This is a genomic window from Streptomyces sp. DG2A-72, assembly GCF_030499575.1.
Lineage (GTDB): Bacteria > Actinomycetota > Actinomycetes > Streptomycetales > Streptomycetaceae > Streptomyces.
Genome location: NZ_JASTLC010000001.1, coordinates 3,842,503 through 3,865,002, shown reverse-complemented (window position 1 = coordinate 3,865,002; position 22,500 = coordinate 3,842,503). Strand labels below are relative to the sequence as shown.

Genomic DNA, 22,500 nt, shown 5'->3' with positions numbered 1-22,500 from the left:
GGTCACCCCAGTGGCTCGGTCACTCCCGTCCGTCCAAGCCCTCCGCCGCCTGCTCCACCAGCGGGATGATCCGCAGCGGAACAGGGTTCTCCATGACGATCGCGGTGGAGGCCCGGACGATGCCATCAAAACCGACAGTCGGGTCGATCGCGCGCTGGAGCGGCGGTAGGGGTGGCGCGAAGAGGGCCGTGGACTGTCGGTCCACGGCCCCTGGAGGACGACTCCGTTCGAGTCGACTGCCGCGCCACTGGCCGTGGCGAGCTTGCCGGTGCGTCCCGGCTTGCCGCCGCACCTGCGTCCAGCCCCAGGAGGGACAGGGGCCATCGACTGGGCCCCGCGCCTCACACGGTCAGCGCTCCATGTCAACCGGGTCCATCGGCCGGAGCCGAATCTGTGCCTTCGGTAGCTCGCGTGCGGGGACCACCAGATTGCCGGGCACCCAGTGCCGCAAGTGCAGTTCTTGCGGCAGAGCACCTGATCGAGTGAATCCTCTGTAACTTTGAAGGATTTCGCGGCCGCTCTGCTATTGCATCCGCTGATCGATGCGTTGCAGGCTGCCGGTATGGCAGAAACCCTGACTCACAAACCCCGACACACCGGAACCGAAGGTGACCCCTTCCCGGTCAAGGGAATGGACGCGGTCGTCTTCGCCGTGGGCAACGCCAAGCAGGCGGCGCACTACTACTCCACCGCCTTCGGCATGCGGCTCGTCGCCTACTCCGGACCGGAGACCGGCAGCCGCGAGACCGCGAGCTACGTCCTCACCAACGGCTCCGCCCGCTTCGTCCTCACCTCGGTGATCAAGCCCGCGACCACCTGGGGCCACTTCCTCGCCGAGCACGTGGCCGAGCACGGCGACGGTGTCATCGACCTCGCCATCGAGGTCCCGGACGCCCGCGCCGCGTACACGTACGCCGTCGAGCACGGCGCGCGCTCGATCACCGAGCCGTACGAGCTGAAGGACGAGCACGGCACGGTCGTACTCGCCGCCATCGCCACGTACGGCCAGACCCGCCACACCCTCGTCGAACGCGGTGGCTACGACGGCCCGCACCTCCCCGGCTTCACCGCCGCCGCCCCGCTCGTCCAGCCGCCCGCGCAGCGCACCTTCCAGGCCATCGACCACTGCGTCGGCAACGTCGAACTCGGCCGCATGAACGAATGGGTCGGCTTCTACAACAAGGTCATGGGCTTCACGAACATGAAGGAGTTCGTGGGCGACGACATCGCCACCGAGTACAGCGCGCTCATGTCCAAGGTGGTCGCGGACGGCACGCTGAAGGTCAAGTTCCCGATCAACGAGCCCGCCCTCGCCAAGAAGAAGTCCCAGATCGATGAGTACCTGGAGTTCTACGGCGGCGCGGGCGTCCAGCACATCGCGCTCAACACCAACGACATCGTGGCGACGGTACGGACGATGCGGGCGGCCGGCGTGCAGTTCCTCGACACCCCCGACTCGTACTACGACACCCTCGGCGAGTGGGTCGGCGACACCCGCGTCCCCGTCGAGACCCTCCGCGAACTGAAGATCCTCGCCGACCGCGACGAGGACGGCTACCTGCTGCAGATCTTCACCAAGCCGGTCCAGGACCGCCCGACCGTCTTCTTCGAGCTGATCGAACGCCACGGCTCCATGGGCTTCGGAAAGGGCAACTTCAAGGCCCTGTTCGAGGCGATCGAGCGGGAGCAGGCCAAGCGCGGCAACCTGTAGCCAGGGCACCCTGTAGCCAGGAAGAACAGCTAGGAAGACTCGCCAGGGAGGGGCTCGTCGGCCGGCAGGTCGCCGAGTCCCCGCAACGCCTCCCGTGCCGTGGGAGCCCGCCACGGCGAGAAGTGCGGGTTGATCCGCAGCGCCTCCTGAAGGTGCCGCCGGGCGAGCCCGTACAGCTCCAACTCGCCCTCGATCATGCCCCGGTGAAACGCGTACAGGGCACTGCGCACCCCGCCCCCATGCTCCTTGTCCGTCGCCCGTGCCGCGAACTTCAGCGCCTCCTCGTGCTGCCCGGCCCGGTGCAGCGCCCACCCCAGCGCGTCGGCCACGGCGATCCCGGGCTGGCGTTGCCACTCGGCGCGCAGTCGCCGTACCGCCGCCTCCGGGTCCCCGTGGTCCGCCTCGAACTGCCCGAGGACCAGCTCCTCGTCGGCCCCGCCCGCCGCCGCACCGCGCACCCGCTCCCGCAGCAGGCCGTACTGCACACGCGCCGCCTGATCGAGCCCCAGCGACTCGTACAACTCGCCCAGTTCCAGGGCGTATTGCGGCAGCGTCTGCTTGGCGAGGGCCATCCGGTACGAGTTCAGCGCCTCCGACGTCCGCCCCAGCGCCGCCAGCGCCCGCCCCTGCCCGGCCTGCGCGGCCCGCTGGTCGGGGTCGATACGGACCGCCTCCTGGAAGTGCCGCAGCGCGACGTCGAGGTCCCCGCGCTCGAACGCCAGCTGCCCGCCCCGCTCCAGATACGCGGCCTTCTCGGCGGGCGCCTCGGCTCCGGCCGCCGCGTCGGCCAGCGCGGCGGCGGCGTCCTCGCGCCAGCCGTGGTCGCGGTAGACGGCCCCGGCCCGCGCGAGGGCGGCAGGCCCGGAGTGCAGCTCCAGCATCCGGTCCAGCGTCCGCTTGGCCGCCTTGTGATCGCCCAGCCCTGTATAGGCGTCGATGAGCACCGGGTACGTCGTCCAGCGCTTCGCGTCCAGCCGCAGCGCGTCCTGCCCCCACTTCCGGGCCGCCGGAAAGTCACGTCGGGCGTTCGCCAGCGCCGCCATCCCGGTCAGCGCCCGCACATTCCCCTGCGCCCGCGTCCGCAGCGAGGTGCGCAGCGCCTGCTCGGCCCGCGGGAAGTAGGACGGATCCGCGATCCGCCGCCCCTGTTCGACGTACGCCGTCCCGAGCACCGCCCACGACCGCGCGTCCTGGGGATGCGCCCGCACCCGTGCCTCGCGCTCGCCGATCAGCGCCGCCAGGTCGGGCAGCGCGGCCGGCACCCCGGAACCGACCGCCGTCAGCGCCTGCGCCCCCGGCGCCGGAGCGGGCGCCCGCGACTCCGGCCGTTCCGAGGGCAGCAGCATCAGCACCACGCCGAGTACGGCGCATGCGGCGACGGCCGCGATCGGCACCCACCGGGCAACAGGCTTGCGCACCTCGGCCGGCGCTTCCTCTTGGTTCCCCATGGCGCTCACTGTGCGTCAACACGACGACCGCATTCCCGCACCCGAAGCCTTGTGCGGACGGGGTTCACACCGATGGCCCCGGGTGCGAACCTGTGATCATGAGCCGTATCGAAGCGCCTCGCGACGAAGTAACGTCCAACCTCGTCGACCGCCTGCTCAGCGGCCTGCCCGCCGAGGCCGTCCTCACCGACCCCGGCGTCACGGCGTCCTACGCCAACGACATGGCCAGCTTCTGCCCGGCCGGCGTCCCCGCCGTGGTCGTACTGCCGCGCACGGTCGAAGAGGTGCAGCACGTCATGCGCATCGCCACCGAGCTGCGCGTCCCGGTCGTCCCGCAGGGCGCCCGCACCGGCCTGTCGGGCGCGGCGAACGCCTCCGACGGCTGCATCGTGCTGTCCCTCACCAAGATGGACCGCATCCTCGAGATCAACCCGGTCGACCGTATCGCCGTCGTCGAACCCGGCGTCATCAACGCCGCCCTGTCCCGCGCGGTCGGCGAACACGGTCTGTACTACCCGCCGGACCCCTCCAGCTGGGAGATGTGCACGATCGGCGGCAACATCGGGACGGCGTCGGGCGGCCTGTGCTGTGTGAAGTACGGGGTCACCGCCGAGTACGTCCTCGGCCTGGACGTCGTCCTGGCCGACGGGCGGCTCATGACCACCGGCCGCCGCACGGCGAAGGGTGTCGCCGGGTACGACATGACCCGCCTGTTCGTGGGTTCGGAGGGCTCGCTGGGCATCGTCGTACGGGCGATTCTGGGGCTGAGGCCGCAGCCGCCGCAGCAGTTGGTGCTGGCCGCCGAGTTCGCGTCCGGGACCGCCGCGTGCGATGCGGTGTGCCGGATCATGGAGGGAGGACACGTGCCGTCCCTCCTCGAACTGATGGACCGTACGACGGTGAAGGCCGTCAACGACCTGGCGCACATGGGACTGCCCGAGTCGACGGAGGCGCTGCTGCTGGCGGCCTTCGACACCCCGGACCCCGCCGCCGACCTCGCCGCCCTCGGTGCGCTCTGCGAGGCGGCAGGCGCCACCCAGGTCGTACCGGCGGACGACTTGGCCGAGTCGGAACTCCTCCTCCAGGCACGGCGGTTGTCGCTCACCGCGCTGGAGGCGGTCAAGGGCACGACGATGATCGACGACGTGTGCGTGCCCCGCTCGCGCCTCGGCGACATGCTCGAAGGGACCGAGCGGATCGCCGAGAAGTACCAGCTCACCATCGGCGTCGTCGCCCACGCCGGCGACGGCAACACGCACCCGACCGTCTGCTTCGACGCCCAGGACCCCGACGAGTCCCGGCGCGCCCGCGAGTCCTTCGACGAGATCATGGCCCTCGGCCTGGAACTCGGCGGCACGATCACCGGCGAACACGGCGTGGGCGTGCTGAAGAAGGAGTGGCTGGCCCGCGAGATCGGCCCGGTGGGGGTGGAGATGCAGCGGGCGGTGAAGTCCGTCTTCGACCCGCTGGGCATCCTGAACCCGGGCAAGCTCTTCTGACCGCGGTCTTCTATGACTCACTGGGCGAGCAGCTGGTCGAGCGCGTCGTCGATCCCCAGCTGCTCGCCCTCAGTCCCCGGGGGCACCACCCGCAGCGTGCGCTCGAGCCAGGCCGACACCTGGGCCGCGGGAGCCTCCAGCAGGGCGTCCCCGTCGGGTGAACTCAGCGCCATCAGGACGACGCTGCGCCCCTCGGCCTTCGTCGGCCACACCCGTACGTCCCCGTTGCCGCAGGGCCGGAACACGCCCTCGACGAGCAGGTCACGGGCGAAGGTCCAGTGCACTGGGGCATCGGAGTTGATGTGGAAGGAGATGTGGACGGCGTACGGGTCGTCGCTGCGGAAGCCGAGCCGGGCCGGGACCGCGATGCTCCGCTCGGGCGACAGGATGAGCCTCAGCTCCAGCTCCCGCTCTACCACGCTGTACATAGGGCGTGTTTCCTCTCTCATGTCGCTCTCGTGGGCCCTGGCGTGGGCCCGTACGAGTGGAGAGAGGGGAGGGGCCGGAACCATTACGCGGGTTCCCGTAACTTTTTTCGCCGAGCGGGTGTCGCTTGGCTCCGGGTCGTGTGAAGTACGTGTACGAGGTTGCCCGGAAAGGGGTGGGTCCTACGGGACTGGCGGTGGTTGTTGCGCCGGTCTGGTAGATGTGGAGGCCCCCAGATGACCCCCGAGCAGATACGGGACGACGGACATGAGCGCCCCAACCCCGGCCCCAGGTGACGACAGGCCCCGCGAGGGCTACTACCCGGACCCCTCCATTCCCGGATATGTCCGGTACTGGAACGGCGCCTCCTGGGTTCCGGGCACCAGCCGTCCGGCCCCGACGGACGGCGAGCCGCTCGCCCCGCCGCCCGGCACCGACCCGGCTCCGGCGCAGGTCGAGGAGACGGGCCCGCACTTCTTCGACGAGGACCCGGCGGGTGCGTCGGGCGCCCCCAGCCCGGCCGACGCCCAGTACGGCAGCCGGCCCGAGCCCGCGTCCGCGTGGGGCGCCGACCGTTCCCGGCAGACCGGCTTCGGCGGCGACCAGGACCGCCGTGTCTCCTGGGGCGCCGCGCAGGACGCCGACCCGAGGGTGCCCGCGGACCCCCAGGCCCAGCCGGACGGCCAGGCCACCGCCCGCACGGACGGCACGGCGAGCATCCCGCCCACCGAGTCGGACGGCGTCGCCTCCGGCAACACGTTCGTCTTCCGCCGGCCGACACCCGGGCCCGGCGCGTCGCCCGCGTCCGCGAGCCCCGGCACCGACGAGGCCCCCGACGGCACGATGAAGTTCCGCGCGCTCTCCCCGCGCACCCCACAGCAGACCAGGGGAGCGGGGGCGCAGAGCGGGAGCACAGCCGGAACGACCCCAAGCGGAACCGGTTCTGCCGGGACGGGGGCGCCGAGTGGTGGCGCCGAGTCTTCCTCCGGCACCCCTGGAAGCCCCGGCTTCGGCGCCGGAAAGGCCGCCGCCGCCCGTGCCGCCGCCGTGCAGCAGTCCGCCACGCCCGCCTCCGCCACGCCCGCCCCCACCGCCCCCCAGCAACCGTCCCCCGCCGTCCCCCAGCAGTCCGGCGCCCCCCAGTCCGCCACGCCCGTGACGAGCGGCCCCGGTGGCGGGCAGCCCTCCTGGGCGCAGCAGGTGCACCGGCTCGCCGGAGGGCCCGGCGAGGACCAGCCCGTGGCGCCCTGGAAGCCGCCGGTGGAGGACATCTTCCAGGCGGCTGCCATGCGTCAGGCTTCGGCCCGTCCGGCCGCGCTCGGCAAGCGGCTCGCCGCCCGGCTCGTCGACACCCTCGTCCTCGCCGCCGTCACCTCCGTCGCCGCCGTCCCTCTCGGCACCAAGGCGATGGACCACGTCAACGAGAAGATCGACGCGGCCAAGCTGTCCGGCGAGACCGTCACCGTCTGGCTGCTCGACGGCACGACATCGACGTATCTCGGCATCGTCCTGGCCGTCCTGCTTCTCTTCGGCGTCGCCTACGAGGCGCTGCCCACCCACAAATGGGGCCGCACCCTCGGCAAGAAGCTGCTCGGTCTGGACGTGCGCGACATCGAGGGCCACGAGCCCCCGTCGTTCGGCGCGGCCGTCCGCCGCTGGCTCGTCTACAGCGTGCCCGGGCTGCTCGTCGTCGGTGTGGTGGGCGTCATGTGGTGCCTGTTCGACCGGCCCTGGCGCCAGTGCTGGCACGACAAGGCGGCGCATACGTTCGTCGCCGGGTGACGGTGTACTCCAGAAGGACCAGTTGATTTCGTACTCCGGACGGCCGCTCGCCGGATGCGGAGCCGGAAGGTTCGCGGTCGACTCGGGCCATGAGCAGCGAACCGCCCCCCGGCTCCGGTCAGCAGCCGCCGGAAGACGACCCGTTCAGGAAGCAGCCCCCGCCAGAACAGGGATCGGGCTCGCCGTACGGCGCCCCGTACGGCGGCGCCCAGCCCCCGCCCTACGGCGGTGACCCCTACGGCGGCGGCTCGTACCCGAGCGATCCGCTCGCCGGTATGCCCCCGCTCGCCGACAGCGGCAAACGCACGCTCGCCCGCATCATCGACATGATCCTCGTCGGGATCGTCGTCTGGCTGCTCACCTGGGGCTTCGGTGTCAGCGAGTACGACGTCGGCGCCGACGAGGTCGAGTACGGCAAGTCGTTCGCGCAGTCCGCGGTCGCCGCCGTGCTCTACATCGCCTACGACACCTTCCTGATGGCCAAGACCGGGCAGACCCTGGGCAAGAAGTGGCTGAAGATGCGGGTGGCCAACCTCGACAACGGCTCCACGCCCTCGGTGCAGACGGCGCTGGTGCGGTCGTTGGTGCTGTGGATCCCGTTCGCCTTCTGCTGCGCCTGCATCTGGACCGCGATCTCGGGCGGCGTGAGCTACTTCGACAAGCCGTACAAGCAGGGCCTGCACGACAAGGCGGCCAAGACGGTCGTGGTCACCACCTGACGGGCACGACGAACGACCGGCGGGCCCGCGACATCGCGGGCCCGCCGGTCGTACGTACGAGATCAGGCTGCGAGATTCAGGCAGCCTTGCCGGAATTCACCGGTACGCGCTCCGGCGTGGTGGGGGCCTCAGCCGTTGGCGCGGTGGCCGCGCTCGGCTTCGGCAGGGGAACCGTCATGGCGACCAGGAGCCCGAGAGCGAGCGCCGCGACGGCGATGACCGCGATCCCCACACCTGAACTCGTTTGTGACAGCAGCAGCATGGCGAGGGTCGAGAAGATCACGGTGCATGAACCGTAGGCGAGCTGTGCGGCGGTCGGTCGAGGCGCAGTCGGACGAGGCATGGCAATCGTGTCCTCGGAAATGGGGGTGAGAAGGGGCGCCGGCCTGGCATTGCGTCGGCTTCCGGGCGAGCCGCCAACCGACTCTAATCGCAGGGATGCCCGAGTGGAACGAACGGTAAGCGTGACCTAACCAACAGTATCGGTGCATGGGGGGCGCATCGAGTCACACCGTCCAGCAAGTGGACGGACCCACGCGCCCGTTAGTAAGGCCCCACCCAGGAACCCCTTCCGCGTGCCCGGACGCGGGCAAGAGCGTCCAACTCCGCTTCCGCTACTACTCCGACGGCGGCGCACCTACTACGACGAGAGCACCCCGCTCGCGGGCCTCAAGATCACTGACACCAACACCAAGATCAAGATCGTCAAGGAGGCCAAGGACGGCTCGACGATCTCGCTCGAAGTCGGCCCCGCGGTGAAGTAGTCAACGTTTCCGCAGGTCAGAGCGCGATTCGGCGGTAGCCCCTGGCGGGTTGCCGCCGATCGTGTTTAGGTGCGTCCTGTGATTCTCTTATTGACACCACTGGGAACGGGGAAGTGACTGAATGGCCGTAGGAGGCTTCTGCAGGCTGCCGTCGGGCAGCGTGGTGGTGGCGTTGAACCTGCCCAGCCCCACCGTCGACGGCACGGGCTGTGTACGTGTCCTGGTGCACGCCCAGAACCGGGCGCGAGCCCTGACCAGGCTCCGCAACCTGGGCATGCGCGCGGTCTACCTCCGCGGCAACGCGGCCCCGCCGACCCCGGACGAGATCACCGCGGTCCTCCACCACCCCGACGGCCTGATATGGCGTACGGCCCCGGACGACGGCGTACCGGCCCTGTCGCAGGAGCTGTGGCACCCGATCAGGGCACTGCGAAGGCGTCCGGCGACGCCTGCGTAGCGCTCCGCCGGAAGGGCCGCGAGGGGCCGTCGATCGTCTGCGGGCCTGGTCGTGGCTGGTCGCGCAGTTCCCCGCGCCCCTTCGGGGCACTAGACGACCGGCTTGCCCGAAAGTTCGACCCCCGCCTCCCGCATCTCCTCCAGTGCCCGCTCGGTGGTCTCCTCGGCCACCCCGGCGGTCAGGTCCAGCAGCACCTGTGTACGGAACCCCTCACGCGCCGCATCCAGCGCGGTGGCGCGCACGCAGTGGTCGGTCGCGATCCCGACCACGTCCACCTCGGTGACCTCGCGGGCGCGCAGCCAGTCGGCCAGCGGGACGCCGTTCTCGTCGGCGCCCTCGAAGCCGCTGTACGCCGCCGAGTACGCCCCCTTGTCGAACACGGCGTCGACGGCGCCCGAGGCGACGGCGGGCGCGAAGTTGGGGTGGAAGCCCACGCCCTCGGTGCCGGCGACACAGTGCGCCGGCCAGGAGTGGACGTAGTCGGGGTTGCTGGCGAAGTGTCCGCCGGGCGCGATGTGGTGGTCGCGCGTGGCCACCACATGCCGGTAGCCGGCGGGCGCCTGCCCGATCAGCTCGGTGATGGCGGCGGCCACATCGGCACCCCCGGCCACCGCGAGGCTGCCCCCCTCGCAGAAATCGTTCTGCACGTCTACGACGATCAAGGCGCGGCGCATGGTCGGTGTCCTTCGACTATGGGGTCGGGGTGGATCAGGGTGCGGGCCCGCCGGTGTGAAGTTACGAGCCTAGAGACTGGGAGGGCCCTAGGGGAGGGGGCATTTCAGGGCTTGCGCCGGAGCGCCGCCTTTAGCTACCCGAGCGCCCGTGGACGTACTCGGTCGGAATCACGGGTTCCCCCCGGGACAGCTGCGTAGCGGACAGCGGCAGATTCGCGCGGGCGGCTATGTGCCGGTCGCGCGGAACGTCCAGCGGTTCACGTGCGACCACGTCACCGCCCTTGACCAGCTCCACGAGCAGTTGCCGGTCGGCCAGCTCGCCGGGGACCGGTCCGGTGCCGACGACCTCGGCCTCGGCGACCCCGTCCTCGTCCAGCCGTCGAGCGGCCCACTTGCGGCCGCCGATGGACGTTTTACCGCCGGTGGACTTCTTCGCGACCGGGACCAGCGGTTCCTTCGGGTCGGCGGACTCGGCGCGGGCGACCAGTTTGTAGACCATCGAGCACGTGGGATGGCCGGATCCCGTCACCAGCTGGGTGCCCACGCCGTACGCGTCCACCGGCGCCGCCGCCAGCGAGGCGATCGCGTACTCGTCCAGGTCCGAGGTGACGACGATCTTCGTGGCGCTCGCGCCCAGCTCGTCCAGCTGCTGCCGCACCCGGTGCGCGACCAGCAGCAGGTCCCCGGAGTCGATCCGCACGGCACCCAGCTCGGGCCCGGCGACCTCCACCGCCGTACGGACGGCTTCGGCGACGTCGTACGTGTCCACCAGCAGCGTCGTGTTCCGGCCCAGCGAGTTCACCTGGGCCTGGAAGGCGTCCCGCTCGCGGTCGTGGAGCAGGGTGAAGGCGTGCGCGGACGTGCCGACGGTCGGGATGCCGTAGCGGAAGCCGGCGGCCAGGTCCGAGGTGGTCGCGAAGCCGCCGACGTACGCGGCGCGGGCGGCGGCGACGGCCGACAGCTCGTGGGTGCGGCGGGCGCCCATCTCGATCAGGGGCCGGTCTCCGGCCGCCGCCGACATCCGGGACGCCGCCGCGGCCACCGCGGAGTCGTGGTTGAGGATGGACAGGATCACGGTCTCCAGCAGTACGCACTCGGCGAAGGAGCCCTCGACCCGCATGATCGGCGAGCCCGGGAAGTACACCTCGCCCTCGGGGTAGCCCCAGATGTCACCGCTGAAGCGGTAGCCGGCGAGCCACGTCAGGGTCTCCTCGTCGACGATGCCGCGCTCGCGCAGAAAGCCGAGGACGTCCGCGTCGAAACGGAAGTTCTCCACGGCGTCCAGCACCCGTCCGGTGCCCGCGACGACGCCGTAGCGCCGCCCGTCGGGCAGCCGCCGGGTGAAGACCTCGAACACGCTCCGCCGCTCGGCGGTGCCCGCCCTCAGCGCGGCCTGCAGCATCGTCAGCTCGTACTGGTCCGTGAAGAGCGCCGTCGAGGGAACATCCACCGGCAGCCCAAGGTCCGCTGTGTTCATGACTAAGGATGATACCCCCCATCTCGTCAGTCTGACGATTTGGGGTCGATCGGGGTCGATCGCGGTGCGCATTTGTGCGACCACCCCCCTCCGGTGGCAGCATGGGCCATGTGACGTCACCCGCGCCCGTAGAGATCGAACGCCCCCAGTCGGCGGAGGAGGTCTTCGCCGTACCCGAGCCGGACGTCCCCTGGGTCACGATCGTGCACAACGACCCGGTCAACCTCATGAGCTATGTGACCTATGTCTTCCAGACGTACTTCGGCTACTCGAAGGACAAGGCCACCAAGCTCATGCTCGACGTCCACCACAAGGGCCGGGCGGTCGTCTCCAGCGGGACCCGCGAGGAGATGGAGCGCGACGTGCAGGCGATGCACGGCTACGGTCTGTGGGCCACCCTCCAGCACGACCGGAAATGACCCGAACTCGTAGGCAGGACCGGAAGTAATCCGAACCCGCTCGCAGGACCGGAAGTAGCGAACTCACTTCATGCCAGGTCAATTCGAACCGCTCCCCGGCGGCGGCGCGGCCGTCGCACTCGACGACGTCGAGATCTCCATCATCCGGTCGCTGGCCGTCCAGCTCCTGGAACTCATCGGCCCCGGTCCCGGCGAGGACGGCCCTGAGGACCCGCTGGCCGAGCTGTTCGCCGAGGGCCCGAGCGAACCGCCCGCCGACCCGGTCCTCAAGCGGCTCTTCCCGGACGCCTACAGCGACCCGGAGGGCACGCCGCAGACCGAGGAGGCCGCGGAGCAGAAGGCGTACTCCGCCGAGTTCCGCCGCTACACCGAGAACGACCTGCGCGCCGGGAAGCGTGAGAACGCCCTCGCGGTGATCCGCTCCCTGGACGCGCTGCGCCCGGTCGACGAGGGCGGGGCGGTCCTCAAGCTGTCGGACGGAGAGTCCCGGCAGTGGCTCGGCGCCCTCAACGACCTGCGCCTGGCGATCGGCTCCCGGCTCGACATCACGGACGAAGAGGACACCGACCTCCTCTACCGGCTGCCGGACGAGGATCCGCGCAAGCCGATGGTGATGGCGTATCTGTGGCTGGGCGGGCTCCAGGAGACGCTTGTCTCCACACTTATGCCCTGATTGTGACGGTGTTGTGTTCGGTAATCGGACGCTCAAATCCGAATAACGATCCCGTCACCGCAGCGGTGTTGTATGCACCTCTGAGTGCTCTTTGTCCGCTTTTCTCTGTGCTGTGTGCCACATCCCGCACGGCTGATCAGCATGGCGGCCGTGATAGATCTTCACGACCGCCCGGCGAACACCACCCATTGTTCCGCCGGGTGCGCCACCGATCGGCAGACCGCCGGTCAGGCACCACGCTCCAGCAGTCCGGGGGGATCGAGACCCGATCCGAGGCCGACGAAGGCCCGGGTCGGCATGGAGAAAGGCGCACCACACATGACCTCCGCCCAGGTCGGCACGGAGACCCCTGAAGAGGGGTACGAGCGCGGGCTCGGCAGTCGCCAGGTCCAGATGATCGCGATCGGCGGCGCCATCGGCGTCGGCCTGTTCCTGGGAGCCGGGGCGAACATCGCCAAGGCCGGACCCAGCCTCATCCTCATGTACGCCATCGCCGGCGTCATCATCTTCTTCATCATGCGGGCGCTCGGCGAGCTCCTGCTCTACCGCCCGGTCTCGGGCTCCTTCGCGGAGTACTCCCGCGAATTCCTCGGCCCGTTCTTCGGCTACTTCACCGGCTGGACGTACTGGCTGATGTGGGTCGTCACCGGCATGGCCGAACTGACGGCCGCCGCGATCTACGTGAACTACTGGTTCCCGTCGATCCCGCAATGGGTCACGGCGCTGGTCTTCCTGATCGTTCTGTTCGCGGCCAATCTGATCTCGGTCAAGCTGTTCGGTGAGATCGAGTTCTGGTTCTCGATGGTCAAGGTGACCGCACTGATCGGCATGATCGTGATCGGTCTCGGCGTGCTCACCTTCGGTTTCAGCGCCGCCGGTGACACCGCCGCGGTCTCCAACCTCTGGGCCTTCGACGGCTTCTTCCCCAAGGGCGTCGGCTCGTCCCTGATGACCCTGCAGGGCGTCATGTTCGCCTACCTCGCGGTCGAGCTGGTCGGTGTCACGGCCGGCGAGTCCGAGAACCCGGAGAAGACCCTCCCCAAGGCGATCAACACCCTGCCCTGGCGTATCGCGCTGTTCTACGTCGGTGCGCTCACCGTCATCCTGTGCGTGGTGAAGTGGACCGAGTTCGCGGAGGGCGTCAGCCCGTTCGTGAAGGCCTTCGCGGTGATCGGCATCCCGGCCGCCGCCGGCATCGTCAACTTCGTCGTACTGACCGCTGCCCTGTCGTCCTGCAACTCCGGCATGTACTCCACCGGCCGTATGCTGCGGAACCTCGCCGACAGCGGTGAGGCCCCCAAGGTCTTCAGCAAGCTGTCGTCGACCAAGACCCCCGCCTTCGGCATCGTCATCTCCGTGCTCTTCATGGGCATCGGCGTGATCCTCAACTACATCGTCCCGGAGAAGGCCTTCGGCTACGTCACCTCGGTGGCGACCGCGGCCGGCATCTGGACCTGGCTGATGATCCTGATCAGCCACGTCCTCTACCGCCGCGCGGTGGTCGCGGGCCGTCTTCCCGCCTCCTCCTTCCCGGCCCCGGGCGGCGCGGTGTTCTCCTACGTGGCCATCGCGTTCCTGCTCTTCGTCACCGGCCTGATCGCGTACGACGCCGACTCCCGCGTCTGCCTGTACGTGATGGCCGGCTGGGCCGCCGCGCTGGCCATCGGCTGGGTCGTGCTCAGGTCGCGGAACCCGGAGGTCACGCAGCGCCGCGAGCCGGACCTGCAGAAGGTCGGCTGACGGCGCCGGACGTCCGGCATATGGGCAGCCCCGTACCACCCACCGGTACGGGGCTGTCTTCTGCTTATCCTGCTGAACATGCTGACCATCACCCAGGACCTCGTCGACCGGATCGTCGCCCACGCGCGCAAGGACCACCCCGACGAGGCGTGCGGCGTGATCGCGGGCCCGGCGGGCTCGGACCGCCCCGAGCGCTTCATCCCCATGCTGAACGCAGCCATGTCGCCCACGTTCTACGAGTTCGACTCCGGCGATCTGCTCAAGCTCTACCGCGAGATGGACGACCGCGACGAGGAGCCGGTGGTCATCTACCACTCCCACACGGCGACCGAGGCCCACCCCTCCCGCACGGACATCTCGTACGCCAACGAGCCCGGCGCGCACTACGTCCTCGTCTCGACGGCGGACACGGACGACCTCGGCCCGTTCCAGTTCCGCTCGTTCCGGATCGTCGAGGGCGAGGTGACGGAGGAGGAGGTCAAGGTGGTGGAGTCGTACTGATCTCGTACTGCGGATGAAATGTGTCCGAAATGCGAGATCACATTCCAGGAGCCGGACCGGGAATCGATACGATGACCCCATGGTTTTCCACGACGTGAGCGAAAAGACGCCGGGCACGCTGCTCGTGGCGCGGCTGCACGTCGACCTGTGCAGGCTCGCCAGCGCCATCTGTTGACGCCGACCCCTGCCGCCGTACGGCCGTGAGCCGCGGCGCCGCACACGCACCACACCACGCCGTATCTGCGCTGCCGCGCGTCCAACGACAGACTTTCTCCCGACAGGAGCCCTGAGCCATGGCCATCGAGGTCCGCATCCCGACCATCCTCCGCCAGTACACCGACGGTCAGAAGGCGGTGGAGGGCAGCGGTGACACCCTCGCCGCGCTGTTCGCCGACCTCGAGACCCGGCACAACGGCATCCAGGCCCGCATCGTGGACGGCGACCAGCTGCGCCGCTTCGTCAACGTCTACCTCAACGACGAGGACGTCCGCTTCCTCGACGGCATCAACACCAAGCTCACCGACGGCGACAACGTCACGATCCTGCCGGCCGTGGCCGGCGGCATGGTCTGATCCCTCATGCGCTACGACTCCCCGCTGGCCGCGGTGGGCAACACCCCGTTGGTGCGCCTGCCGCGGCTGTCGCCGTCAGCCGACGTCCGCATCTGGGCCAAGCTGGAGGACCGCAACCCCACCGGCTCCGTCAAGGACCGCCCCGCCCTGCACATGATCGAGCAGGCGGAGAAGGACGGCCGCCTCACCCCGGGCTGCACCATCCTCGAGCCCACCTCCGGCAACACCGGCATCTCCCTCGCCATGGCCGCCAAGCTCAAGGGCTACCGCATGGTGTGCGTCATGCCGGAGAACACCTCGCAGGAACGCCGGGACCTGCTCGGCATGTGGGGCGCCGAGATCATCTCGTCCCCCGCCGCGGGCGGCTCCAACACCGCCGTACGCGTCGCCAAGGAACTCTCGGCCGAGCACCCCGACTGGGTGATGCTCTACCAGTACGGCAACCCGGACAACGCGGGCGCGCACTACGCGACGACCGGGCCCGAGATCCTCACGGACCTCCCCTCCATCACCCACTTCGTCGCGGGCCTCGGCACCACCGGCACCCTGATGGGTGTCGGCCGCTACCTCCGCGAGAACAAGCCGGACATCAAGATCGTCGCCGCCGAACCGCGCTACGACGACCTCGTGTACGGCCTGCGCAACCTCGACGAGGGCTTCGTACCCGAGCTCTACGACGCCTCCGTCCTCACCACCCGCTTCTCGGTCGGCTCCGCCGACGCGGTCACCCGCACCCGCGAACTCCTCCAGCAGGAGGGCATCTTCGCGGGCGTCTCCACCGGCGCCGCCCTCCACGCCGCCATCGGCGTCGGCAACAAGGCGGTCAAGGCGGGCGAGAGCGCGGACATCGTGTTCATCGTGGCCGACGGCGGCTGGAAGTACCTGTCGACGGGCGTGTACACGGCGACGACGACGGAAGCGGCGATCGAGACGTTGCAGGGCCAGCTCTGGGCGTAAGGCTTGCTCACGTAGCCAAGTGACGGACCTGGTCCCAAAGGACCGGGTCCACCACCCCCACCCGTCGCCGGAAGTCCCCCATCGGCACGTCACGCAACTCGTCCGTCTCCAAGAAGCTCGCGCGCCCCTGCGCATCGCCGACGGCCCCCGGCGGCAACGGAATCACCCCGGCCCGCTCATCGTGATACTTGCTGGTGATCTTCGCGACGGTCGCCCGCCGCCCCCGCACCGAGAGCACCAGGCACGGCCGGTCCTTACCCCCCGGCCCGTCCTCGAAGGGCACGCTCGCCCACCAGATCTCCGCGGGCTGCGGCCGCGCCACCACCCGCTCGCCGGGCCGCCCCGGCGGCCGCGTCCTGCGCCCCCGCGGCCCACGCCGCCCCCAGCCGTCCACCAGCGCAGCGACCAGCGCGAGCAGTACCACCGCCGCGAGCGCGAGCCACCAGGACGTATCCATACGACAGACGGTACCGGCGCGCACCCGCACCCGCGCGCCCTTCTCACCCGGCACACGCTCCCCACGTCGAGCCGAACCGGTGACACCGCAGGTGAGTTCGCCCACAACAGCCCTTGGCGGAGGAGCGACCGGAGGTTTTGCGCCTTACGCTCGACGGACCGCACGACTCCCGACGCACCCAAATGTCAATTCCCGCCAGCGGAGGTTTCTGCTTCATGAAGCTCACCGTCGTCGGCTGCTCGGGGTCGTTCCCGTCCGCGGAATCGGCCTGCTCGAGCTACCTCGTCGAGGCCGACGGCTTCCGGCTGCTTCTCGACCTGGGCAACGGTGCCCTGGGCGAGCTGCAGCGCCACTGCGGTCTCTACGACCTTGACGCGATCTTCCTCAGCCATCTGCACGCCGACCACTGCATCGACATGTGCGCGTACTTCGTCGCGCGCTACTACCGCCACGACGGTGGCCGCTGCGACCCGCTCCCCGTCTACGGACCCGAGGGCACGGAACACCGGCTGACCACCGCCTACGCGGACACCCCCTCGGCCTCCTCGATGAGCGAGGTCTTCGACTTCCACACGGTCAAGCCGTCCACCTTCGACATCGGCCCGTTCACGGTGCACACGGAACGCGTGGCCCATCCGGTGGAGGCGTACGGCATCCGCGTCGAGCACGACGGGAAGTCCCTGACGTACTCCGGCGACACGGGCGTCACCCCGACGCTCGACGAACTCGCCCGCGACACCGACCTGTTCCTGTGCGAGGCCGCGTTCACGCACGGCAAGGAAAACATCCCCGACCTGCACCTCAACGGCCGCGAGGCGGGTGAGACGGCGGCCCGGGCAGGCGCCCGCCGCCTCGTCCTCACCCACATCCCCCCGTGGACCGACCCCCAGATCAACCTGGCCGACGCCCGCGCGGTGTACGACGGCCCGGTGGAACTGGCGGCGCCGAGGGTGACGTACGAGATCTGAGTTCCGATACATGAGAAGGCTCCCGGAGCGCGATGCTCCGGGAGCCTTCTCATGGGCTGGAGGGGCCTATTTGGCCTCCGCCTTCTGCAGTTCCGCCAGTTCCTCGTCGGACTCGCGGCCCGGCGTCGGCAGGTTGAACTTGGTGATCGCGAAGCGGAAGACGACGTAGTAGACCGCCGCGAAGCACAGACCCACCAGGGCGAGGCCCCACGGGTTGGTCGCGATGCCCAGGTTCAGGAAGAAGTCGACCGCGCCGGCCGAGAAGCCGAAGCCGTCCTTCATGCCCAGCGCCCAGGTCAGCGCCATGGAGACACCGGTGAGGACGGCGTGGATGGCGTACAGGACCGGCGCGATGAACATGAACGTGAACTCGATGGGCTCGGTCACGCCGGTGACGAAGGACGTCAGCGCGAGAGAGAGCATCATGCCGCCGACGACCTTGCGCCGCTCGGGGCGGGCACAGTGCACGATCGCCAGACAGGCGGCGGGCAGCGCGAACATCATGATCGGGAAGAAGCCGGTCATGAACTGTCCGGCGCTCGGGTCACCGGCCAGGAAGCGGGCGATGTCACCGCTCTTGCCCTCGTACTCGCCCGCCTGGAACCACGGGAACGAGTTCAGCAGGTGGTGCATGCCGATCGGGATCAGCGCTCGGTTGGCGACACCGAAGATACCGGCGCCGACCGCGCCCGAACCGACCAGCCACTCACCGAAGTTGTGCAGACCCGTGCCGAGCACCGGCCAGATGTAGCCGAAGACGATGCCGATGAGCAGACCCGCGAAGGCCGAAAGGATCGGGACGAGGCGCCGGCCGCCGAAGAAGCCCGCCCAGTCGGGCAGCTTGGTCCGGTAGAACTTCTGGTACAGCAGGGCGACGACTATGCCCATCACCACACCGCCGAGGACCTTGGCGTCCACCGGCGCGTCGACCATGACGACCTTGCCGTCGACGGCCTGCGCCACCTGCGGCAGGTTCTTGTCGGTGAAGGTGGCGAGCACGTTCTTGAAGACCAGGTAGCCGACCACGGCCGCGAGAGCCGTCGAGCCGTCCGACTTCTTGGCGAAGCCGATCGCGATGCCCACGGCGAACAGCAGTGCCATGTTGTCGAGGATCGCGTTGCCGCCGGCTGCCATGAAGCCGGCGATCTTCGTGATGAACGCCGGGAAGGACTCGCGCCCCAGCATGTCGGTGTTGCCGAGGCGGACCAGGAGAGCGGCTGCGGGCAGGACCGCCACCGGCAGCATCAGGCTGCGGCCGATGCGCTGCATGACAGCCATCACGCCGGCGCCCTTCTTCTTGTCGGCCGCAGGAGCGGCGCTGGCCGTGGTCACAACTTCCTCCATTGGGCATGGCGCCGCCCAGGGACATGGGAAGGGGGACGGCGGCGTCTCGATGCCACGCGGAAATACCGCATGGTCTACACCACTCAGTGGTGTAGACCTGTTTTAGCACGGTGAAGGGCGCATAAGGAACCCGCGATTCTCGCCGGACCTTGGTGACGTCAGACCTTGGTGACGCCAGATCTTGGTGGCGTCAGACCTTGGTGACGTCTTCCACCTCCTCCTCCGGTTCCCTGCCCGGAGTCTTCAAATCGAACCTCGTGATCGCGAAGCGGAAGATGACGTAATAGACGAGGGCGAAGCACAAACCGATCGGAATGATCGCCCAGGGTCTCGTCGCGAGGTTCCAGTTGATCACGTAGTCGATCAGGCCGGCCGAGAAGCTGAAGCCGTCGTGGACGCCCAGGCCCCAGGTCACCGCCATCGAGACGCCGGTCAGCACGGCGTGGACCACGTACAGCAGAGGCGCGATGAAGAGGAACGAGTACTCGATCGGCTCGGTGATGCCGGTGACGAAGGAGGTCAGCGCCACCGACAGCATCAGGCCGCCCACCTCCTTGCGGCGGCTCGGCCTCGCGCAGTGCGTGATGGCGAGAGCCGCGGCCGGCAGGGCGAACATCATGATCGGGAAGAAGCCCGAGGTGAACTGGCCCGCGTCCGGGTCGCCCGCCAGGAACATGTTGATGTCGCCGTGCACCACCGTGCCGTCCGGCTTGGTGTACGTGCCGAACTGGAACCAGATGGGCACGTTCAGGAACTGATGCAGACCGATCACCAGCAGCGCCCGGTTGGCGACACCGAACATACCCGCGCCCCACGCGCCCAGATCGCTCATCCAGTCGCTGAAGTCCTCCAGCGCGTCACCGATCGGCGGCCAGATCCACAGACACAGCGCCGCGAACGCGATCGCCACGAACGCCATGATGATCGGCACCAGCCGGCGGCCGTTGAAGAAGCCCAGCCAGTCGACCAGCCTGGTGCGGTGGTAGCGCTGCCAGAAGTAGGCCGACAACAGGCCGATGATGATGCCGCCGAAGACCCCCGGATTCTGGTACGTGAACGCGGTCACCGTCCCGTCCGCCGCCTGGCAGCCGGTCGCCACCTTCGTCGCCCCGTCCCCGCACCCCTCCGGGAACTGCCGCAGCACGTTGTAGTAGACGAGGAACCCGACGACGGCCGCGAGCGCCGTCGACCCGTCCGCCTTCTTCGCCATACCGATCGCGACACCGACGCAGAACAGCATCGGCAGCCCCAGCGAGCCGTCCAGCAGCGCGCCGCCCGCACCGCCCATCACCTTGGAGACGTTGTCCCAGCCGAGCCCGCCCTTGCCGAACACATCAGGCTGCCCAAGGCGGTTGAGGATGCCCGCGGCCGGCAGGACCGCGATGGGCAACTGAAGACTGCGGCCCATCTTCTGCAGCCCCTGGAACAGACTGTTCCAGCGAGCGCGGACGGGACTGCCGACGGCGGCGCTGTCGGAACTCATGGACGCCCCTCGGTAAGGTGGTGTAGACCAGTTGACGGACGGTTCCGCTGTTGTGGTCGCCATCATTCGGCACTTACGACACGACCGCTCGCAAAGATGGGCCAACTGTGGGTTACTGCGACAAACCGGTTCGGATCAGGGAGAAACAACATGGCCACCAAGGCTGAGAAGATCGTTGCCGGGCTGGGCGGCATCGACAACATCGAAGAGGTCGAGGGCTGCATCACCCGCCTGCGCACCGAGGTCAACGACCCCTCCCTCGTGGACGAGGCAGCCCTCAAGGCGGCCGGCGCACACGGCGTCGTCAAGATGGGCTCGGCGATCCAGGTCGTCATCGGCACCGACGCGGACCCGATCGCGGCGGACATCGAAGACATGATGTGAGAAGACACGATGTGCGCACGCCCCTCACCGGTGTGCGCACACCCGCTCACTGACGAGGGGCTCTTCCCGACGCGGGAGGAGCCCCTTCCGCATGTACGGCTAGGCTCAACGCCATGTCTCGAATCGACGGCCGCACCCCTGAACAGCTCCGCCCCGTCACCATCGAACGTGGCTGGAGCAAGCACGCCGAGGGCTCCGTCCTCGTCTCCTTCGGCGACACCAAGGTCTTCTGCACCGCCTCCGTCACCGAAGGGGTCCCGCGCTGGCGCAAGGGCAGCGGCGAGGGCTGGGTCACCGCCGAATACTCCATGCTGCCCCGCGCCACCAACACCCGCGGCGACCGCGAATCCGTCAAGGGCAAGATCGGCGGCCGTACGCACGAGATCAGCCGCCTCATCGGCCGCTCACTGCGCGCGGTCATCGACTACAAGGCACTCGGCGAGAACACCATCGTCCTCGACTGCGACGTCCTCCAAGCGGACGGCGGCACACGCACCGCGGCGATCACCGGCGCCTACGTGGCCCTGGCCGACGCGGTCTCCTGGGCCCAGGGCAAGAAGCTGATCAAGGCCGGCCGCCAGCCCCTCACGGGTACGGTGTCGGCGGTCTCCGTCGGCATCGTCGGCGGCATCCCGCTCCTCGACCTCTGCTACGAAGAGGACGTCAAGGCCGAGACCGACATGAACGTCGTCTGCACCGGCGACGGCCGCTTCGTCGAGGTCCAGGGCACCGCCGAAGCCGAACCCTTCGCCCGCGACGAGCTCAACGCCCTGCTCGACCTGGCCGTTTCCGGCTGCACAGAACTCGCTGTCCTCCAGCGCAAGGCACTTGATACCGTCCTCGAAAAGTAAAGGACGCACCAAGACAGCAGGCAGCCGCGGGCAACCACACAGCCCGGCCTCGCGTCACTAGGGGTACGGGCGCACGGTTTGCCACTGTGCGCCCGGCCAAGTAACGGGGGGCCTTCCGAGGCCTGCGCCAGGGAGGAAACGAACCATGGCCGTGAGCCGTAGCCGTCGTCCGCGCATAGCCATCGTCGCCACCATCGCGGCTGTCGGGCTGACAGTCGGACTGACCACCGGCTGCGACGCCGTCAACAAGGCACTGGACTGCGTCCAGACCGCCGATGCCATCGCCGACAGCGTCACCGACCTCCAGCAGGCCGTGGAGAGCGCCGCCAACGACCCGACCCAGCTCGAGGAGTCCCTCGACTCCATCGACAAGAACCTCGACAAGATCGGCGACAAGACGGACAACGCCGACGTCAACAAGGCGGTGGACGACCTCCAGCAGGCCGTCACCAACGTCCGTGACGCCGTCAAGAGCGGTGACGAGACCCCCGACATCAGCCCGGTCACCGACGCGGCCGGCGAACTGACGAAGGTCTGCACGCCGTAAGACACGGTCGGCGGGGCCGGGATACTGGACGCCATGACCCGCCTGATCCTCGCCACCCGCAACGCCGGAAAAATCACCGAGCTGAAGGCGATCCTCGCCGACGCAGGCCTGCCCCACGACCTCGTCGGCGCGGACGCCTACCCCGACATCCCCGACGTCAAGGAAACGGGCGTCACGTTCGCCGAGAACGCCCTGCTGAAGGCCCACGCCCTCGCCCAGGCAACCGGCTTGCCCGCCGTAGCCGACGACTCCGGCCTCTGCGTCGACGTCCTGAACGGCGCGCCGGGCATCTTCTCCGCCCGCTGGGCGGGCAAGCACGGCGACGACCGCGCCAACCTTGAGCTGCTGCTCGCCCAGCTCTCCGACATCCCCGACGAACACCGAGGCGCCCACTTCGCGTGCGCGGCGGCGCTTGCGTTGCCGGACGGGACGGAGCGGGTGGTCGAGGGGCAGCTGCGGGGCGTGCTCCGGCATACGCCGGTCGGCACGAACGGGTTCGGGTACGACCCGATTCTGCAGCCGGAGGGGGAGACGCGGACGTGCGCTGAGCTGAGCGCGGAGGAGAAGAACGCGATCAGTCATAGGGGGAAGGCGTTTCGGGCGTTGGTGCCGGTGGTTCGGGAGTTGTTGGACTGAGGCACGGGAGA

25 protein-coding genes and 2 pseudogenes are annotated in these 22,500 nt (G+C 69.2%); 18 read left to right on the top strand and 9 right to left on the bottom strand.

From position 1 onward, the window contains the following. Positions 1-19 precede the first annotated feature (19 nt). A pseudogene (locus QQY66_RS18255) lies at positions 20-160 on the bottom strand (Lrp/AsnC family transcriptional regulator); the annotation flags it as partial. Between the two features lie 402 nt (positions 161-562). Here QQY66_RS18255 and hppD point away from each other — a divergent pair. Continuing rightward, positions 563-1,711: a 4-hydroxyphenylpyruvate dioxygenase gene (gene hppD / locus QQY66_RS18250; RefSeq protein WP_301981420.1), complete on the top strand. Its 1,149-nt coding sequence runs from the start codon at positions 563-565 to the stop codon at positions 1,709-1,711. Positions 1,712-1,740: 29 nt separating this feature from the next. Here hppD and QQY66_RS18245 read toward each other — a convergent pair whose 3' ends face one another. Continuing rightward, positions 1,741-3,159 carry a tetratricopeptide repeat protein gene (locus QQY66_RS18245; protein WP_301981419.1) on the bottom strand — a complete coding sequence of 473 codons (1,419 nt, stop codon included), beginning with the start codon at positions 3,157-3,159 and terminating at the stop codon, positions 1,741-1,743. A gap of 92 nt (positions 3,160-3,251) precedes the next feature. On the opposite strand from QQY66_RS18245, the gene QQY66_RS18240 reads away from it, so the two are divergent. Further along, positions 3,252-4,658: an FAD-binding oxidoreductase gene (locus QQY66_RS18240; protein WP_301981418.1), complete on the top strand. Its 1,407-nt coding sequence runs from the start codon at positions 3,252-3,254 to the stop codon at positions 4,656-4,658. Positions 4,659-4,675: 17 nt separating this feature from the next. Here QQY66_RS18240 and QQY66_RS18235 read toward each other — a convergent pair whose 3' ends face one another. Continuing rightward, positions 4,676-5,086: an SsgA family sporulation/cell division regulator gene (locus tag QQY66_RS18235; RefSeq protein ID WP_301981417.1), complete on the bottom strand. Its 411-nt coding sequence runs from the start codon at positions 5,084-5,086 to the stop codon at positions 4,676-4,678. A gap of 265 nt (positions 5,087-5,351) precedes the next feature. Here QQY66_RS18235 and QQY66_RS18230 point away from each other — a divergent pair, with 265 nt between their 5' ends. Together QQY66_RS18230 and QQY66_RS18225 are read left to right on the top strand one after the other, a co-directional pair. After that, positions 5,352-6,866, top strand: a complete 1,515-nt coding sequence (locus QQY66_RS18230; protein WP_301981416.1) for an RDD family protein — start codon at positions 5,352-5,354, stop codon at positions 6,864-6,866. Positions 6,867-6,955: 89 nt separating this feature from the next. Beyond that, entirely contained in the window at positions 6,956-7,585 is a 630-nt protein-coding gene (locus QQY66_RS18225; RefSeq protein WP_301981415.1) for an RDD family protein, read from the top strand. Positions 7,586-7,661: 76 nt separating this feature from the next. Here QQY66_RS18225 and QQY66_RS18220 read toward each other — a convergent pair whose 3' ends face one another. After that, positions 7,662-7,928 (bottom strand): hypothetical protein, encoded by a 267-nt coding sequence (locus QQY66_RS18220; RefSeq protein WP_301981414.1) that lies wholly within the window; start codon positions 7,926-7,928, stop codon positions 7,662-7,664. Positions 7,929-8,220: 292 nt separating this feature from the next. Between QQY66_RS18220 and QQY66_RS18215 the strand changes: the two are divergent. After that, positions 8,221-8,349, top strand: a pseudogene (locus tag QQY66_RS18215) (hypothetical protein); the annotation flags it as partial. A gap of 121 nt (positions 8,350-8,470) precedes the next feature. Continuing rightward, positions 8,471-8,806 carry a hypothetical protein gene (locus tag QQY66_RS18210; protein ID WP_301981413.1) on the top strand — a complete coding sequence of 112 codons (336 nt, stop codon included), beginning with the start codon at positions 8,471-8,473 and terminating at the stop codon, positions 8,804-8,806. Positions 8,807-8,895: 89 nt separating this feature from the next. Here the strand turns inward: QQY66_RS18210 and QQY66_RS18205 are convergent, their stop codons facing one another. Together QQY66_RS18205 and QQY66_RS18200 are read right to left on the bottom strand one after the other, a co-directional pair. After that, positions 8,896-9,480, bottom strand: coding sequence for a nicotinamidase (locus QQY66_RS18205; protein WP_301981412.1), 585 nt, complete (start codon positions 9,478-9,480; stop codon positions 8,896-8,898). Between the two features lie 130 nt (positions 9,481-9,610). Beyond that, positions 9,611-10,957: a nicotinate phosphoribosyltransferase gene (locus tag QQY66_RS18200; RefSeq protein WP_301981411.1), complete on the bottom strand. Its 1,347-nt coding sequence runs from the start codon at positions 10,955-10,957 to the stop codon at positions 9,611-9,613. A 101-nt stretch (positions 10,958-11,058) separates the two neighbouring features. Here QQY66_RS18200 and clpS point away from each other — a divergent pair, with 101 nt between their 5' ends. The 7 genes from clpS (at position 11,059) to QQY66_RS18170 (ending at position 15,819) form a co-directional block, all read left to right on the top strand. After that, positions 11,059-11,376 carry an ATP-dependent Clp protease adapter ClpS gene (clpS, locus tag QQY66_RS18195; protein WP_301981410.1) on the top strand — a complete coding sequence of 106 codons (318 nt, stop codon included), beginning with the start codon at positions 11,059-11,061 and terminating at the stop codon, positions 11,374-11,376. Between the two features lie 70 nt (positions 11,377-11,446). Further along, a complete protein-coding gene (locus QQY66_RS18190) occupies positions 11,447-12,049 on the top strand; it encodes a DUF2017 domain-containing protein (protein WP_301981409.1) in 603 nt (200 codons plus the stop codon). A gap of 318 nt (positions 12,050-12,367) precedes the next feature. Beyond that, positions 12,368-13,789: an amino acid permease gene (locus tag QQY66_RS18185; RefSeq protein ID WP_301981408.1), complete on the top strand. Its 1,422-nt coding sequence runs from the start codon at positions 12,368-12,370 to the stop codon at positions 13,787-13,789. Positions 13,790-13,867: 78 nt separating this feature from the next. Then, a complete protein-coding gene (locus tag QQY66_RS18180) occupies positions 13,868-14,290 on the top strand; it encodes a Mov34/MPN/PAD-1 family protein (protein ID WP_155054669.1) in 423 nt (140 codons plus the stop codon). A 79-nt stretch (positions 14,291-14,369) separates the two neighbouring features. Then, on the top strand, positions 14,370-14,465 hold the full coding sequence (locus tag QQY66_RS50415) for a putative leader peptide (RefSeq protein ID WP_328363763.1): 96 nt from the start codon (positions 14,370-14,372) through the stop codon (positions 14,463-14,465). A 118-nt stretch (positions 14,466-14,583) separates the two neighbouring features. Then, positions 14,584-14,862 carry a MoaD/ThiS family protein gene (locus QQY66_RS18175; protein ID WP_155054671.1) on the top strand — a complete coding sequence of 93 codons (279 nt, stop codon included), beginning with the start codon at positions 14,584-14,586 and terminating at the stop codon, positions 14,860-14,862. A gap of 6 nt (positions 14,863-14,868) precedes the next feature. Continuing rightward, positions 14,869-15,819: a PLP-dependent cysteine synthase family protein gene (locus QQY66_RS18170; protein WP_301981407.1), complete on the top strand. Its 951-nt coding sequence runs from the start codon at positions 14,869-14,871 to the stop codon at positions 15,817-15,819. 7 nt (positions 15,820-15,826) lie between these two features. On the opposite strand, the gene QQY66_RS18165 is transcribed toward QQY66_RS18170, so the two are convergent. Then, positions 15,827-16,276 (bottom strand): type II toxin-antitoxin system PemK/MazF family toxin, encoded by a 450-nt coding sequence (locus QQY66_RS18165; RefSeq protein WP_301981406.1) that lies wholly within the window; start codon positions 16,274-16,276, stop codon positions 15,827-15,829. Positions 16,277-16,491: 215 nt separating this feature from the next. Here QQY66_RS18165 and QQY66_RS18160 point away from each other — a divergent pair, with 215 nt between their 5' ends. Then, entirely contained in the window at positions 16,492-17,244 is a 753-nt protein-coding gene (locus tag QQY66_RS18160; protein WP_301981405.1) for an MBL fold metallo-hydrolase, read from the top strand. A gap of 66 nt (positions 17,245-17,310) precedes the next feature. Here QQY66_RS18160 and QQY66_RS18155 read toward each other — a convergent pair whose 3' ends face one another. After that, on the bottom strand, positions 17,311-18,576 hold the full coding sequence (locus QQY66_RS18155; RefSeq protein WP_301981404.1) for a PTS transporter subunit EIIC: 1,266 nt from the start codon (positions 18,574-18,576) through the stop codon (positions 17,311-17,313). 202 nt (positions 18,577-18,778) lie between these two features. Next, positions 18,779-20,071: a PTS transporter subunit EIIC gene (locus QQY66_RS18150; protein ID WP_301981403.1), complete on the bottom strand. Its 1,293-nt coding sequence runs from the start codon at positions 20,069-20,071 to the stop codon at positions 18,779-18,781. A gap of 150 nt (positions 20,072-20,221) precedes the next feature. Between QQY66_RS18150 and QQY66_RS18145 the strand changes: the two genes are divergently transcribed. The 4 genes from QQY66_RS18145 to QQY66_RS18130 all read left to right on the top strand — a co-directional run bounded on the left by QQY66_RS18145 (position 20,222) and on the right by QQY66_RS18130 (position 22,489). Then, entirely contained in the window at positions 20,222-20,455 is a 234-nt protein-coding gene (locus tag QQY66_RS18145) for a PTS glucose/sucrose transporter subunit IIB (RefSeq protein WP_301981402.1), read from the top strand. 113 nt (positions 20,456-20,568) lie between these two features. Beyond that, positions 20,569-21,306, top strand: coding sequence for a ribonuclease PH (gene rph, locus QQY66_RS18140; protein WP_301981401.1), 738 nt, complete (start codon positions 20,569-20,571; stop codon positions 21,304-21,306). 145 nt (positions 21,307-21,451) lie between these two features. Beyond that, entirely contained in the window at positions 21,452-21,853 is a 402-nt protein-coding gene (locus QQY66_RS18135) for a hypothetical protein (protein ID WP_301981400.1), read from the top strand. Between the two features lie 33 nt (positions 21,854-21,886). Then, positions 21,887-22,489, top strand: coding sequence for an XTP/dITP diphosphatase (locus QQY66_RS18130; RefSeq protein ID WP_301981399.1), 603 nt, complete (start codon positions 21,887-21,889; stop codon positions 22,487-22,489). The last annotated feature ends 11 nt before the right edge of the window (positions 22,490-22,500 follow it).

Excerpts from the sequence above, each read along its gene's own strand:
- hppD (WP_301981420.1), top strand. The coding sequence starts at position 563 with ATGGCAGAAACCCTGACTCACAAACCCCGACACACCGGAACCGAAGGT.
- QQY66_RS18190 (WP_301981409.1), top strand. The coding sequence starts at position 11,447 with ATGCCAGGTCAATTCGAACCGCTCCCCGGCGGCGGCGCGGCCGTCGCA.
- rph (WP_301981401.1), top strand. The coding sequence starts at position 20,569 with ATGTCTCGAATCGACGGCCGCACCCCTGAACAGCTCCGCCCCGTCACC.
- QQY66_RS18170 (WP_301981407.1), top strand. The coding sequence starts at position 14,869 with ATGCGCTACGACTCCCCGCTGGCCGCGGTGGGCAACACCCCGTTGGTG.
- QQY66_RS18175 (WP_155054671.1), top strand. The coding sequence starts at position 14,584 with ATGGCCATCGAGGTCCGCATCCCGACCATCCTCCGCCAGTACACCGAC.
- QQY66_RS18235 (WP_301981417.1), bottom strand. The coding sequence starts at position 5,086 with ATGTACAGCGTGGTAGAGCGGGAGCTGGAGCTGAGGCTCATCCTGTCG.
- QQY66_RS18145 (WP_301981402.1), top strand. The coding sequence starts at position 20,222 with ATGGCCACCAAGGCTGAGAAGATCGTTGCCGGGCTGGGCGGCATCGAC.
- QQY66_RS18200 (WP_301981411.1), bottom strand. The coding sequence starts at position 10,957 with ATGAACACAGCGGACCTTGGGCTGCCGGTGGATGTTCCCTCGACGGCG.
- QQY66_RS18180 (WP_155054669.1), top strand. The coding sequence starts at position 13,868 with ATGCTGACCATCACCCAGGACCTCGTCGACCGGATCGTCGCCCACGCG.
- QQY66_RS18210 (WP_301981413.1), top strand. The coding sequence starts at position 8,471 with ATGGCCGTAGGAGGCTTCTGCAGGCTGCCGTCGGGCAGCGTGGTGGTG.
- QQY66_RS18225 (WP_301981415.1), top strand. The coding sequence starts at position 6,956 with ATGAGCAGCGAACCGCCCCCCGGCTCCGGTCAGCAGCCGCCGGAAGAC.
- QQY66_RS18165 (WP_301981406.1), bottom strand. The coding sequence starts at position 16,276 with ATGGATACGTCCTGGTGGCTCGCGCTCGCGGCGGTGGTACTGCTCGCG.
- QQY66_RS18245 (WP_301981419.1), bottom strand. The coding sequence starts at position 3,159 with ATGGGGAACCAAGAGGAAGCGCCGGCCGAGGTGCGCAAGCCTGTTGCC.
- QQY66_RS18130 (WP_301981399.1), top strand. The coding sequence starts at position 21,887 with ATGACCCGCCTGATCCTCGCCACCCGCAACGCCGGAAAAATCACCGAG.
- clpS (WP_301981410.1), top strand. The coding sequence starts at position 11,059 with ATGGGCCATGTGACGTCACCCGCGCCCGTAGAGATCGAACGCCCCCAG.
- QQY66_RS18230 (WP_301981416.1), top strand. The coding sequence starts at position 5,352 with ATGAGCGCCCCAACCCCGGCCCCAGGTGACGACAGGCCCCGCGAGGGC.
- QQY66_RS18205 (WP_301981412.1), bottom strand. The coding sequence starts at position 9,480 with ATGCGCCGCGCCTTGATCGTCGTAGACGTGCAGAACGATTTCTGCGAG.
- QQY66_RS50415 (WP_328363763.1), top strand. The coding sequence starts at position 14,370 with ATGGTTTTCCACGACGTGAGCGAAAAGACGCCGGGCACGCTGCTCGTG.
- QQY66_RS18135 (WP_301981400.1), top strand. The coding sequence starts at position 21,452 with ATGGCCGTGAGCCGTAGCCGTCGTCCGCGCATAGCCATCGTCGCCACC.
- QQY66_RS18185 (WP_301981408.1), top strand. The coding sequence starts at position 12,368 with ATGACCTCCGCCCAGGTCGGCACGGAGACCCCTGAAGAGGGGTACGAG.
- QQY66_RS18220 (WP_301981414.1), bottom strand. The coding sequence starts at position 7,928 with ATGCCTCGTCCGACTGCGCCTCGACCGACCGCCGCACAGCTCGCCTAC.
- QQY66_RS18150 (WP_301981403.1), bottom strand. The coding sequence starts at position 20,071 with ATGAGTTCCGACAGCGCCGCCGTCGGCAGTCCCGTCCGCGCTCGCTGG.
- QQY66_RS18160 (WP_301981405.1), top strand. The coding sequence starts at position 16,492 with ATGAAGCTCACCGTCGTCGGCTGCTCGGGGTCGTTCCCGTCCGCGGAA.